12 protein-coding genes are annotated in these 13,926 nt (G+C 55.9%); 7 read left to right on the forward strand and 5 right to left on the reverse strand.

What is annotated here, in order from left to right:
- Positions 1-861: 861 nt before the first annotated feature.
- Positions 862-1,635, reverse strand: coding sequence for a DUF975 family protein (locus tag II896_06540; protein MBQ4444291.1), 774 nt, complete (start codon positions 1,633-1,635; stop codon positions 862-864).
- A 97-nt stretch (positions 1,636-1,732) separates the two neighbouring features.
- The gene (locus II896_06545) at positions 1,733-2,671 is read right to left on the reverse strand and encodes an alpha/beta hydrolase (GenBank protein ID MBQ4444292.1); all 939 of its coding nucleotides are present in this window, start codon (positions 2,669-2,671) and stop codon (positions 1,733-1,735) included.
- Positions 2,672-3,027: 356 nt separating this feature from the next.
- Here II896_06545 and II896_06550 point away from each other — a divergent pair, with 356 nt between their 5' ends.
- The 7 genes from II896_06550 (at position 3,028) to II896_06580 (ending at position 12,524) form a co-directional block, all read left to right on the forward strand.
- A complete protein-coding gene (locus tag II896_06550) occupies positions 3,028-3,699 on the forward strand; it encodes a response regulator transcription factor (GenBank protein ID MBQ4444293.1) in 672 nt (223 codons plus the stop codon).
- The gene (locus II896_06555; GenBank protein ID MBQ4444294.1) at positions 3,696-4,922 is read left to right on the forward strand and encodes a HAMP domain-containing histidine kinase; all 1,227 of its coding nucleotides are present in this window, start codon (positions 3,696-3,698) and stop codon (positions 4,920-4,922) included. Before II896_06550 ends, II896_06555 begins: the two co-directional genes overlap by 4 nt.
- Before the next feature lie 236 nt (positions 4,923-5,158).
- Positions 5,159-7,342: a carbohydrate-binding domain-containing protein gene (locus II896_06560; GenBank protein MBQ4444295.1), complete on the forward strand. Its 2,184-nt coding sequence runs from the start codon at positions 5,159-5,161 to the stop codon at positions 7,340-7,342.
- Positions 7,343-7,811: 469 nt separating this feature from the next.
- Positions 7,812-8,414, forward strand: a complete 603-nt coding sequence (locus II896_06565) for a helix-turn-helix transcriptional regulator (GenBank protein MBQ4444296.1) — start codon at positions 7,812-7,814, stop codon at positions 8,412-8,414.
- A gap of 59 nt (positions 8,415-8,473) precedes the next feature.
- The gene (locus tag II896_06570; GenBank protein MBQ4444297.1) at positions 8,474-10,078 is read left to right on the forward strand and encodes an MFS transporter; all 1,605 of its coding nucleotides are present in this window, start codon (positions 8,474-8,476) and stop codon (positions 10,076-10,078) included.
- 55 nt (positions 10,079-10,133) lie between these two features.
- Positions 10,134-11,570: a hypothetical protein gene (locus II896_06575; GenBank protein MBQ4444298.1), complete on the forward strand. Its 1,437-nt coding sequence runs from the start codon at positions 10,134-10,136 to the stop codon at positions 11,568-11,570.
- Positions 11,571-11,786: 216 nt separating this feature from the next.
- Positions 11,787-12,524: a hypothetical protein gene (locus II896_06580; GenBank protein ID MBQ4444299.1), complete on the forward strand. Its 738-nt coding sequence runs from the start codon at positions 11,787-11,789 to the stop codon at positions 12,522-12,524.
- Between the two features lie 138 nt (positions 12,525-12,662).
- On the opposite strand, the gene II896_06585 is transcribed toward II896_06580, so the two are convergent.
- Genes II896_06585 through II896_06595 form a run of 3 tightly spaced genes read right to left on the reverse strand, consistent with a single transcriptional unit; the run spans position 12,663 to position 13,841 of the window.
- Positions 12,663-13,097, reverse strand: a complete 435-nt coding sequence (locus tag II896_06585; GenBank protein ID MBQ4444300.1) for a MarR family transcriptional regulator — start codon at positions 13,095-13,097, stop codon at positions 12,663-12,665.
- 2 nt (positions 13,098-13,099) lie between these two features.
- Positions 13,100-13,360, reverse strand: coding sequence for a TIGR03905 family TSCPD domain-containing protein (locus II896_06590; GenBank protein ID MBQ4444301.1), 261 nt, complete (start codon positions 13,358-13,360; stop codon positions 13,100-13,102).
- A 1-nt stretch (position 13,361) separates the two neighbouring features.
- The gene (locus II896_06595) at positions 13,362-13,841 is read right to left on the reverse strand and encodes a glutathione peroxidase (GenBank protein ID MBQ4444302.1); all 480 of its coding nucleotides are present in this window, start codon (positions 13,839-13,841) and stop codon (positions 13,362-13,364) included.
- Between the last annotated feature and the right edge of the window lie 85 nt (positions 13,842-13,926).

A 13,926-nucleotide genomic window follows, 5' to 3' on the forward strand; every position in this document is an offset into this window, starting at 1 on the left:
CGCCCCATTGTTCGCCGCGAAGTAGAGTTGCGCCTAACGTGAATAGTACGTCATCCTGAGCCGAAGCAATAGGCTTCGTGTCGAAGGATCCCCTAAGTAGAGGTACAAAAACTTCTTCGCGGCTTCACCTTTTGGTCGGGCAGTCCTCTCCGTGTCACGTCTCGCTACGCTGTACGCGCCACGGGTTTGGCTTGCGCCAAATGGTATTATTTTCGCTCGTGCTTGCACGCTTGCTTCTATTATACAACCATACGAACGCCCATTCTTACGAATGGTATCTATACTGCGTATAGATTGGTCGCTACGCTCCCCGCGTTCGATTGCAAGACGTCGCAAGCGTTATGCAAATACTTCGCTTCGCTCGTGCTTGCACGCTTGCTTCTATTATAAAATACATATTAAAATCACTACGGTCAAGTGTTTTTATGTATTCTTAGAAAAGCATAAAGCAACAAAAAAACACCAAACAATCAAAAACCCTCGATTTTTCCAATCGAGGGTTTCTTTTATTAATCCACAATCCGACGAACGTCGGATTTCTCCCGCTCGCGTTTCGAGCGGATTTCACCCGCACGAACGTGCGGATTTCTCCCGTGCGGTAGCACGGATTTCACCGTGCGCTCCGCGCACCTCGCGCACCATTTCCTTCCCGCTCGGCAAGAAAAACCCTCGACTTTTCCGTCGAGGGTTTCTTTTAATTATTCCATTCGGCAAGAAAAACCCTCGACTTTTCCGTCGAGGGTTTCTTTTAATTATTCCATAACTCGCCGTAGGCGAACTTCACTCGAGGCTGTGCCTCGAACTTCACTGCGAAGCTACTTCACTTCGCCATAGGCGAAACTTCACCGTGCGCTCCGTGCGCTACTCCACGTCGCCGTCTCCTTCGATGGGCTTTTCGGCTTGCGCGTCTTCGAATACGGGCTCGTCGATGGCGGGGATTTCTTCCGCGGTTTCTTCGGCTTGCGCTTCCTCTTGGGGAGCGGCGGCCTCTTCGACGACGGTCTCTTCGGCGGCGGTCTCTTCGGCGGCGGTCTCTTCGGCGGCGGTCTCTTCGGCGGCGTTACCGCCTTCTTGTTGGGCTTTCAGGTTCTCGTAGAAAGCGGTTCTGGTGGCTCTGTGGTAGGGCACCACGTAGAACGCCAAGATGCCGAAGGTCAAGCCGACCAAGAGGTACCAACCGATGAAGGACAGGTCGAGGCAGAACAGGTCTGCCTTGTGCCCTTTCATCATATTGCGCGACGCGGTGATGGCGTCGGTCTCGTTCATTTCGGGGTGGTCGTGTTGGATGTAGAAGGTCATCGCGTACGCATAACTCTTCACGATGCCGGGGATGACGAACAGCAAGCTCCACAGGAAGATGAACAGTTGCACCAACAAGCCCGTGATGAAGTTGTTGGCAAAGTTCTTGAATCCCACGAACAAGTCTTCCAAGTCGGTTTTACCCTTGCGGAAGAGGTTGAGAAACACCGCCGCCAAGCCGACTGCCATCGGGCCGGCGATGATCAGCTGGATGATGCCGAGCAGGGAAGAAGCCGCGCCGGTTATCAAGCCGAATAGCAACAACGCGATGATGACGTTCCCCCAATTTCCGCGCAATTTTTCTTTTGCGAGTTGTTTCATTTCAGGTCTGGTCATAATATATTCTCCTTTTGTTTTGATACTATTTAGTATATCAATAAGTTATGCGCTTGTAAATCTTATTTGCGCAAATAATCCCCGTATTATCTTTCGTTTATTGCATTTTTTCGGTGATATAGGCGAGGATTTCCTTATACGCACGCTTGCTTTCGGGGAACATTTTGTAGTAGAGCGGATAGATATGGAACATTTTTTCGTCGCAAATCACCCGTGCTTCGATGCCGTGTCCTTTCATGTTTTCGGCTATCGTCATCGTATCGTCCTTCAATATCTCGTCCCCGCCCACGGTGAACAAGGTGGCGGGAAAACCCGCGTAATCGCCGAACACGGGCGACACCAACGGATCCTTCCTATCCGCGTCCCCGCACCAGCCGTACATTGCGCTCTTCAGCAGGCGCGCGCGTTTTTCCTCGTCCAGCACGACCTTTTTCTCGCCGAACATGGGGTCTTGGTTGTAGTTGTCTTCGTAACTCTTGCCCGAGGCCAGCATATCCGCCCAGGGGGACAGCAGATACAAGGCGCGGGGCAGGGCCTTCCCTTCGTCGCGGAGCCTCAAACACAGCGAGAGCGCCAGGTTGCCGCCCGCCGAATCGCCGCCCAAAATGATATTTTCGGGCTTAAATCCCTGCCGTTCGACCACGTCCGTCCACAAGGCGTAGGCCTGGTTGTGTTGGGTGGGGTAGGTGAACGCGGGGGCCAAATCGTAGTCGATGAGGATACATTGCACGCCATCGCCCGCGGCCTTGGCCATATCCGAAGCGTGGTAGTAGTAGTCCTGCGACAAGCCCACGGTGTAGCCGCCGCCGTGGAAGTAGAGCACCAATTTTTCGCTCTCTTTGCCGATGGGTTTCACCCGTGCGAATTTCACGCCCTCGGGGGTAGCCTCTTCGACCAGCGCGTAGCCTTCCTTGACTTCCTTGCCGTCGTCCGAAATCATTTTCGCCACTTCTTCAAACGATTTGCCGCTGTCGGGGTTCATATTGAAGAACTTTCTGATGAACACACGTCCCATTTTTGTGCGAATAGACGCCATAGTATTCTCCTCCGATACTTGGTTTTTAATCATTATACCAAATATCCCCCCGTTTAGCAATACTCCTTTCGCATTTTGTCCTCAAAAAGTGCGTACGTACCCCGCCGAATACGGCCAAACCGTCGATAATAAAAAATGAAGACGGCACCAAATCTCTGGTCTTCGCGTCACGGTTCCGATTACTCGGCAGAGCCTCCGTCTTCACTTTCGATATAGCGCGGATTTTCCGTGTCGTCCACGGTTTCGGCCCGAATTCGCTCCGAAAAAATATTTTTTTAGTTTCATTTAAGATTTATCCGCTAAAATAAGGTATAATGAAAAGTAGGACGGGGATTCCCCGACCGAAGGAGGCACCCATGCGCATTTTATTGGCCGAGGACGAACGCGAACTCAATCGCGCGCTCGTCGCGCTGTTCACCCGCAACAACTATTCGGTGGATTCCGTCTTCAACGGCGCGGACGCGCTCACCTATCTCACCGAAGGGGACTACGATTGTGCCGTTTTGGACGTTATGATGCCCAAGATGGACGGCATCACCGTCCTGCAGACCATACGCAAGGCGGGCAAGACTCTTCCCGTCCTCATTCTCACGGCCAAAGGGGAGATAGACGACCGCATCTTAGGGCTGGACAGCGGCGCGGACGACTACCTCACCAAGCCATTTTCGGTCAAGGAACTCTTGGCGCGCGTACGCGCCATCACCCGCCGTCTCACGGTCGCCGCGGATTCCGAATTGACCTACGGCAACTGCACGTTGTCCCGCTCGTCCTATATACTTCGCACGCCCACGGGGGAGACGCGCCTTTCCAACAAGGAGTTTCAAATGATGGAAGCGCTATTGAGCCGCCCGGGGCAGGTGATATCCGTCGAACAGTTTATGGAGAAGATATGGGGCTACGATTCGGACAGCGACATCAGCGTGGTATGGGTGTACGTCTCCAATTTGCGCAAGAAACTCGCCGCCATTCAGGCCAACGTGCAGATAAAGTCCCTGCGCAACGCGGGCTACACGGTGGAATTGCTATGATCAAAAAATTACGCCAACGGTTTATCATTCTTTCGCTCGCGGTGGTTGCCGCGGTCATCTTGGTCATCGTCGTGGGCATAGACGTCGCCAACTACCTCAATATGCAGTCCAAAGCGGACGCCGAGATCGCTTTCATCGAGCAGGGCGGCGCCATAGCCGCGCTTCCCTCGGGCGACTCCGACGAGCCGCAAGAGGACAAATTCGGTCGCGCGCCCAAGGGCATTCCCGGCGAAACGGCGTTTGCCGCGCGCTATTTCATCGTCGAGACGGACGCCGAGGGCAACGTGTGGTTTTTCAATCTCCAACGCATCGCCCGCGTAGACGAGGACGACCTCGCCTACTACGTTTCCCGCGCCAAATTTTCGCGTGGGTTCGTGGGCAACTATCGCTATCGGGCGGTGCACACGGCCACGGGCTCGCGCTACGTCTTCCTCGATTGTGAGAAGGAGATCGCCGCTACAACGACCTTCATCGTGTCGAGCGCCATCATCACGGTGGTCGGTCTTTCGGTCATCGCCTTGCTCATCATTCTCTTGTCGCGCAAGGTGCTCGCCCCCGTCGAGGAGAGCTACCGCAAGCAAAAGCGCTTCATCACGGACGCGGGACACGAGCTCAAAACCCCCATCACCGTTATAGGCGCCAACGCCGAACTACTTGAGATGGAGATAGGCGAGGACAACGAATGGCTCGAGTCCATCAAGCACCAAACGCAGAAGTTGAGCAGTCTTACCCAAGAGCTCGTCTACTTGTCCCGCATGGACGAATCGGATGCCGAAGTCGCGCGTGCTGCGTTCGATCTTGCGCAAACCGTGCAGTCGTGCGTAGAGGAGTTCCGCGACGCGGCCCTGGTCGCCGAGAAGGACTTCGTCCTCGACCTCACCCCCCTTTCGGTCAACGCCAACGAGGAGATGGTGCGCCGCGCGGTCAATCTCATGTTGGACAACGCGCTCAAATACGCCGAGAGCGAGTCCATACGCGTCTCCCTTCGCCGCGAGGGCAAATTCGCCGTGTTAGAGGAGTCCAACGCCTCGTCCCTTCCCCACGGCAAGCACCCCGAACTCTTCGAGCGCTTCTACCGTGCGGACGCCTCGCGCGGCGGTAGCGAAGGCTACGGCATCGGCCTTTCGGTCGTTCGCTCCATCGCGGAGCACAACGGCGGGGCGGTGTCCTGCGAGTCGGACGGCGCCACGGTGGTCTTCCGCTTCACCCTTCCCCTCGCGTAAGCGCCTACCTACCATATAATAGAAAAGACGGGACTGTTTTGAAGTGCACCCCAAAAGTTGGGCAGTAATGAAAAACTTTTGGAGGTGCATTTTTTATGGTCTCGATATTCACGCGGGCGAAGTCGCAATTCTCTTTTTTTGTGCGTCAAACTTTTGTTCAAAAATCTTTCGTATTTTAGTTTTGTTTTAGTTTCGTCAGGCATAATGAAGGTACCAAAAGCAAGGAGGTAATCCCGATGAAAAAGAATGAGAATAAAGATAAGCAAACGAACAAAAGGAAAAACAAAGGAGGAAAATGGTTGCCTTGGACGATAGCCGTATTGACCGCCGTCACCATTGCCGTTTCGGCTTGCACCACCACGGGTGTAGACAACGCCGCCACGGGTACGGACAACGCTACCGTCACCCGGCAACAAAACGCGGCGAATAGCACCGTCACCGAAAGTGAGGTTGCCTCTGCCGCCGCCGAAGTGTCCGAAACCTTGTCCGCCGTCTCCGCCGAGGACTATCTCCTCACCGAGGTCATTGCGGTCAGCGAGGTCCAAGCCGAGGACGAAATACCCGAGGACGCCACTTGTATCGACCTCTCGGCGCTTACCGCCGACAACGCCCCCGCGGGCACTTCGTTCAAGGATAGCGTGCTCACCGTCGAAGCGGCGGGCGTCTACGTCCTCACGGGCGAGTTGGACGGCGCCGTCGAAGTGGCCAAGAACGTAGAAGGGGTGGTACGTATCGTATTAAACGGCGCCACCATCAAGACGACGGCCACCCAGACCGTTGCCGCCATCACCTTCAAACAAGCGGACGATTTGCGCATTCTCACCGTTGCCGCCGGCACCACCAACGAGGTCTCGGATAGCGCGGGCGACACCGCCGCCGAGGGCGAGGGCGCGGCCATTCAGGCCAAGAAGTGCTCGCTTACCATCAACGGCACGGGCACCCTCAACGTCACCGCCATCGGAGACGAAGCCTGCGGTATCAAGGTCAAGAAGTCCCTCACCGTGCTCGATACGACCATTTCGGTCTTCGCGGTCAAGAACGGCGTCAAAGCGGACGATTCCATCGTGATGAAGAACGCCTCCGTCACGGTCACCGCGGGCGGCGACGCCATCAAGACGGACGTCGAACCCGAGACGGACGAGGAAGCCACCGCTTACGCGGCGGATAGAACGGCGGGATATATCTATATCGAGCATACCTCGCTCACCTTGTCCGCGGCGGATGACGGCCTCGTAGCCAACGGTTGCCTGTATATCGCCAACGACGACGCGGACGTCATCACCATCACCACCAACGGCGGCGCGCCCGACCAAATTACCGAGCGCAGTTCGGACGCGGCGGACGGCAAAGCCATCAAGGTAGCGGGCGTCACGCTTACCGACGAAGAGGACAACGAGACCGATTACCCCGCCGCCTATACCGAGAATTACGCCCTCGTCGTCACGGGCGGCACCTTCCGCGTCGACTCCAACGACGACGCGCTGCACAGCAAAGGCAATCTCCTCATCACGGGCGGCACCTTCACCATTGCCTCGGGTGACGACGGCGTCCACGCCGAGTATCTCACCAAGATCACCGGGGGCACCATAGATATCACGCGCTGTTACGAGGGTGTGGAAGGCGCGGCGGTGGAGATTACGGGCGGCACCGTGCGCATTACCGCCAAGGACGACGGCGTCAACGCGGCCAACGCGGACTTGACGGGTTACGCCTGCTATATCCTCGTCACGGGCGGCGACGTCACCGTGGACTGTTCGGGCGACGGATTGGACAGCAACGGCAAATTGCTCTTAGCGGGCGGCAAACTCACCGTATTCGGGCCGACCACGGGCGGCAATTCGGCCGTGGACAGCGTGACGGGCACCACCATTTCGGGCGGCACGGTCATCTCCACCTGTTTCGAGTCGATGGATCCCGTAGGCTCCACGCAGTATAGGGTAGAGGCCAACGTCAACGTGTCGGCGGGCACCAAGGTCACCTTGCGCGATGCGGATGGCGTCGAGGTCGTCGGTTTCGTCGCCACCAAGACCTGCCGCAACGTTCTCATCAGCACGTCCACGATGACGGCGGGCACCTACACCTTGACCTACGGTACCCAGAGCGTCACCTTGACGGCCACCGCGGGCACCGCCAACGGACGCGGGGGCTTCGGCGGCATGGGCGGCAACTTCGACGGCATGGGCGGCAACTTCGACGGTCGCGGCGGTCAACCCCCCATGGACGGGCAGGGCGGTCAACGCGGACAGGGCGGCCAACGCGGGCAGGGCGGTCAACCTCCGCAGAACGGGCAGGACGGCTCTACGCCTCCCGAGTTGCCCGATGGGCAATCGTTTGACGGTACCACGCCTCCCAACGGGCAGACCCCTCCCAACGCCGCAGATGGCAACCAAAACGCGACTTCGCCCGCTCAAATGGGTTAATGCGGACGGGCCATAAACCGTCATTTCACGCACCATGGGTGCAATTCACATTCATAATCTCTTCGCAAAGCGTCGCTTTTGCGAAGGGGATGCAAAATATCTCCATAAAAAATCCGCTTGCGCGTTTGTCGCAAGCGGATTTTTTTACTTCGTTTTTCTATGTCGATTATCCTATATTGACGTCGATTTGTTTCGCGTTCGGGTCCCGGGATACGCCGTATGTTTTCCCGTTTACTTCCCACGTTACGTCCAAGTACCCCTTGTTTTCATCGCGATTATCAGGCTCGCCGCACTTTCCCCACGGTACGATTCACGCTCGCACGGCGTGCAATTTACTTTTTTCGTGACTTCCGAAAAACTTTTTTCAAAATAGGTATTGACAAAGCGCCAATCATTCGATATACTGTTGATAGTTGGACTATCATTTTGAAAGTACGTCTATCAAATCTACCCAAAGGAGAGGGAAGCCGTGAGCATTCGCACCGCCAAAATCGACTATATCGTCCATGCCGCCGCCGACCTCTTTTTGTCCAAAGGCATTGCCGCCGTCACCATCAAGGACGTCACGCAGGTTGCGGGGGTAGGCGAGGCCACGATGTACCGCTATTTTTCCACCAAGCAAAACCTCGTGTTGCGTGCGGCGGGGCTTATGGCGGACGAGATACGCGCCTCCTACTTCGATTTGACGGCCGCCGCCACGGGGCTTGCCAAGTTGGAGGCCTTCTACGGCAATTTCCTGCGCATCTATCTGGAGCGTCCCGCCTACTATCGCTTCATCTTCGAGTTCGACGCCACAGTCGAGTTGCAGGGCGGCGCGGCCGAGTACGAGCAGACCTTGCTCCCCTATATGCAGGACTATCTAGACGCCTATCGGGCAGGGAGAGCGGACGGCACGGTGCGGGAGATCGAGGACGTCAAGTTATTCTACCTCACCACCACGCACGCCATCATGGGGCTTTGCAAGAAGATGACGATGGACCGCGTTTTGTTGGAACAAGACAAAGAGGGCGAGCGCGAGATCCGTATGCTCATCGACCTCATCGTATACAGACTTAAAAACTTGTGCGTCTAACACAAAAAATATTATAAGGAGTCGGATGGTATTTAGACGGTATCGTTCGAGCACAGCGTATGGAAAACACTATCGAAAAGTCCATCGGCAAACGCCTTTCCAAAAAGCAAATTTGGATATTCGCGTTAGGTCAACTCGGCTGGTCCATCTTGGGCGGCATCATCAACACGTGGTTGGTCACTTTCTACCTGCCCACCTCTGAGGACCTCACCAAGAACGGCGCCATTTCCTACATCACGCCGGGCCTCATCATCGGCGGCTTCCTCACCATTCTGGGCCTCATCACCGCCATCAGCCGTCTCTTCGACGCCGTCACCGACCCCCTTATCGCGTCCCTCTCCGACCGCAGCAAGAACAAACGCGGTCGCCGTATTCCCTTTATGCAACTTGCGGCGGTGCCGTTCGCGGTCATCACCGTGCTGCTGTTCTGCGCGCCGGTCAACAGCGTCAGCCCCGTCAACGTGGCTTGGATCTCCGTCTTCGTCATTCTGTTCTACCTGTTTATGACGATGTACTGCACCCCCTACAACGCCCTCATTTCCGAGTTCGGCAAGACGCAAGAGGATCGCATGGCCATTTCCACCGCCATCTCCCTCACCTTCTTTGCGGGCACCTTGTTGGCCTACACCCCCTTCCTGTTCTCGGGTTTCCTGCGCGGCGCGGTCGGTTTCGCTTGGAGCTATCGCATCGTGTTCATCGTGTTGGCGGTCATCGCCTTGGTGATGATGCTTCTCCCCACCTTCCTTCTCAAGGAGCGGGACTTCGTCAACGCCGAGCCGTCCAAGTCCAATATGTTCAAGTCCTTGGCTTCCACCTTCAAAAACAAGGATTTCCGCGTATTCGTGGGTTCGGACATTATGTATTGGATCGGTCTCACCCTGTTCCAGACGGGTTTGCCTTTCTTCGTCAAAGTCAGTATGCACCTGCCCGAGTTGTACGTTATGGTGCTCATGGGTGCCATGACCGTCTTGTCGGCCGCATTCTATCCCTTCGTCACCAAGTTGGTGCGTAAGTTCGGCAAGAAGAAATTGGTCATCGCGGGCTTCCTCGGTTTGGCCGTCGCCTACGTCATCGCCGCACTCACCAACCTTCCCATCATCGACCGCACCGTCGAGGGTGGCACGCCCGTCGCCTTCGTGCTGGGCTTCGCCATCTGCATCGTCGCCGCCTTCCCGATGGCGCTTCTGGGCATCATTCCCCAGTCCATCGTGGCCGACGTGGCCGAGGCCGAGGGCGTTGTCACGGGTGAAAACCGCGAGGGTATGTTCTTCGCCGCCCGTACCTTCTCGATGAAACTCGGTCAATCCATCGCCATGTTGGCCTTCACGTCGTTGGCCATCATCGGCACCACCCAAAACAAGGCGAGCAACGACATCGCGCCTTCCACCAAGGGCCTTCTCATCGTAGCCCTCGTGGCCATCGGCTTCTGCCTTGCCGGCGCCGCCATCCTTCTTATGTATCGAGAGAAGCACGTCATGAAACTCATCGCCAAGGAAGAGGACGCCGCCTTTATGGCCGCCATCGCGAACGAAAAGGACGATGACGACGAAGCGCCCGCCCAAGAGGCCGAGAGCGCCGAGGACTCCGCCGCCGAGGAAACCGCGCCCCAAACGGAAGACGACAATCCCGACCAATCCGCCCCCGAAACGGAAGAAAACGACTAACGGACCCCGCGCACCCCGCGCCACCCAACCAAAAAATCGTAAGGAGAATAAGAATATGGACAAAACGAGCGTAATTTTCGGCAATCCCCAATCCGCCAAGACCGTCAAAGCCGCGGAGAAATCCAAGGCCAAATACGTCAAGAAGTACGGTGACGATTCCACCGCCGACTACAAGATCGGCTTCAAGCCCATCGACACCTTGGACTTTATCGGTGCCAACAACATCGTCTTCGACGACAATAACCACGCCTTCGCGGGCAAACCCCTCATCGTCGGCAACATTCGCATGGGTTTCGGCCACTATCGCATCTCCATTGCCATGGCCTCTTGCGCCAAGGCGTTGGGCTTCGATCCCTACTGGCTGGACTTGGCCTCGTTCGACGCCACGGGTTCCAAGATGATTCGCGAGCAGAACGATATGTATTCGTTGGCCTCGCGCATCAGCCAAAAGTCCAAATTGTTCAACAAATTGGTGTGGGAGCCCCTCAACTGCGAGGGTTTCAAGAAGATCAGCTACAACGCCAAGGACCAAAAGAACAGCGAACTCTTGGTGCCCATCTTCCGCAACATTCCCAAGGATATTCCCTACATAGCCACCCACGTATGGCCCGCGCAGGGCGCCATTCACGCGGGCATGACCAACGTGGTCAACGCCATTCCCGACAACTGGCCGATGGGCTTGCACCTCTCGGAGGGCGCCATTCACACGGTGCAGACTCCCTTCGCCTATCTTGGCTACAAGATGCTCAACGGCTTTGACAAGAAGCCCCTCAAAGGCATTCCCGAGGAGTCCCTCAAAATGGTGGGTTGCTTCGTAGACCACGAGTTGTTGGTCAATTTGGAAGAGGACAACCGCTTGCGTCGCGAGCGTTTCGCCACGGGCAAACCCGTCCGCATCCTCATGACCGTTGGCGGTGCGGGCGCGGGCTTCGATATGTACGTCGCCATGATCAAGCACCTCTTGCCCTACGTCAAAGAGGGCAAAGTGGCGTTGTTCATCAACTTCGGCGATCACGAGGGCATCTATCACAAGTTGAACGACGCGTTGGGCGGCATCGAGACCACCAACTTCTTCAACGAGTACGACAAGCTCAAAGCCTTCGCCGCGGACATTCGCGAGAAGGACGTCAAGGGCGTCTACGCCTTCTGCAACAAGGACATTTTCCAAGCCGTCTATTCCACCAACCTCTTCATGCCCGTCACCGACCTTTTGGTCACCAAACCCAGCGAATTGGCCTACTATCCCATTCCCAAGGTGTTCATGAAGCACATCGGCGGCCACGAGGTCTACGGTGCCATCAACGGCCGCGAGAAAGGCGACAGCACCTTCGAGTGCCCCACCGCCGAGTCCATCAACGAGATGTTCGACCGACTTCTTTCGGACAAGGACATTCTCACCCATATGTGCGACCGCATCGACGAGCTCAAACGCACGGGTTACTACGACGGCGCCTACGAGTGCGTCCGCTTAGCCGCCGGCCTCAAGCGGTAGTCCCATCCCTTTCCCTCGCCGCCTTTGGGCAACGCCCCGTTATCGTTCGGGGGTAGGGCAAAACGATTATATAATCTTCATTCCATAAATAAATCCGAAGCCGTCCCACTTGCGTAGTGGGACGGTTTCCATTCGTTTCGTTTGCCATTTTGCGATACAATGCGGTTTCCCATTGTTTCGTTTGCCATTTGGCGGTCAATATGATATACTATGCCTATGAAAGAACGTAAACCTTGGACAAAAAAGAAAAAAGTCGTCACCTGGTCGCTCGTGGCGTTGGCCGCGGTGATGGCCGCGGTGCTCGTTGTCGGCAACGTGGTCTACTACTGGTGGCTGTACGTCTACATCGACTACAAGCGCGTCTATTTCTTTACCGAAAACCGCAAAGTAGAGGCCGGCCACGTGCTATTCGTGGGCGACAGCATCACGGACGGTTGCGATTTAGACCGCTACTATCCCGACCTCGCCGCCTACAATCGCGGCATCGCGGGGCAGACCGCGGACGATCTCTCGCACGATATGTCGGGTTGCGTCTACGACCTCAATCCCTCTCTCATCGTCCTCTTGGTTGGCACCAACGACTACCAGCGTTGCCCCGCTCATTCCAACGAGCACATTCTCTCCGTGTACCGCAAGATATTGGACGGCATTCACGCGCACCTACCCGACGTTCCCGTCTTGGTGCAGTCGGTCTATCCCATTTCGGACGTGTCCTTCCACAAGCACTACCGCTACGGCCACGGGCATATCGAGGCGCTCAACGCGGCGTTGTCCGCTATGGCGGCCGAGTACGGCTACCGCTACGCCGACGTCTATTCCTTGCTCACGGTGGGCGACGAGGAGATGAATCCCGCCTATTCGGACGACGGTCTCCACCCCAACGACGAGGGGTACCGAGTCATTTCCGCCTATCTCACCCCCATCATCGAAGAGATGCTCGCCGCGCTTTCCTGACCGCGTGCCTCATACCCTCTTGTTTGCCCCCAAAAAAACTATCCTTACCATAACTTGCGCTCTGCGAAAACTTCACTCGCGCCATTGCGTGAGGCTTAATGGCACGAAAAAAACGAGGCGCCTATCGGGCGCCTCGTTTTATTCTTCTTTCCCCAACAGCTTATAAAGCAGTCGATACAAGATTTGTCCTTCCTCGGGCGTAAGACGCACGCACGTCGCCATTTGGTGGGGTACGTCTATGGCTTTTTCGCGCAAAGCCACACCTTTTTCGGTGATTTTGCACAGCAGCACGCGCTCGTCCTCGGCGCTTCGCCTACGCTCCACCAGCCCTTTGGTTTCCAGGCATTTGAGGACGGGCGTCAAGGTGCCCGAGTCGAGGTACAAGCAGTCTCCCAAAGCCTTCGCGCTCACCTCTCCCTTTTCCCACAGCACCATCATGGCGATATATTGCGTGTAGGTCAGATCCAGCGCGGACAAAAGGGGCGTGTAACGCTTGACTACCTCTTTGCTTGCGGCATAGAGGGGAAAGCACAGTTGATTGCTCAGCCGTAGCGCTTCGTATTTTTCTTCCATGGTCACGCCTTGTGTTCCTCGTCGTAGGCTTTTACGACGGCTTTCACCAGTTGGTCGGCGCACGAAGTGGGGCGTCTGCCGCAGGTATTCCCCTCCAACTTCGCGCGTATTTCTTCCACGGTCCACCCGTCCAGCACCTTGGACAGGGCTTTGAGGTTTCCGTTGCACCCGCCCACGAAGCGGATGTTTTTGACGACGTCGCCGTCGAGGTCAAAGTATATTTCGGTCGAGCAAGTCATTTGTGTTTTGTAAACGTGTTCCATATTACAGCAACTCCTTTATTTTTTCATCTATATCGGCGGGCGTCACGTTGGGCGCGAATCTCGCCACCACGTTGCCCTCTCTATCCACCAAAAACTTGGTGAAGTTCCACTTGATCCGCTCGCCCAACACGCCGTGTTGTTGCGCCTTGAGGTATTCGTACAAGGGTTCCGTATTCTTGCCGTTCACGCATATCTTGGCGAATTGGCGGAAAGTGATGCCGAATCGCCCCGTGCAGAAAGACTCTATTTCCTCTGCCGAGCCGGGCGCCTGTCCCGCGAACTGATTGCAGGGGAAGTCGAGTATTTCCAAGCCTTGCGCCTGGTATTTTTCATACAAATCTTGCAATCCGTCGTATTGCGGCGTAAATCCGCACCCGGTCGCGGTATTGACTATCAAGAGCACTTTGCCCTTATACTCGGCCATACTGACGTCCGCACCCTTGTTATCTTTTACAACGTATTGATAAATATTCGCTTTCATTTTTCCAGTCTCCTTTTTGTTTTATTGTCAACCGACTTGATATATTATATAACCGAGGTGCATTTAATTGCGTACAATTCGATTG

The sequence above is a fragment of the Clostridia bacterium genome (assembly GCA_017394805.1).
Classification (GTDB): domain Bacteria; phylum Bacillota; class Clostridia; order Christensenellales; family CAG-1252; genus RUG14300.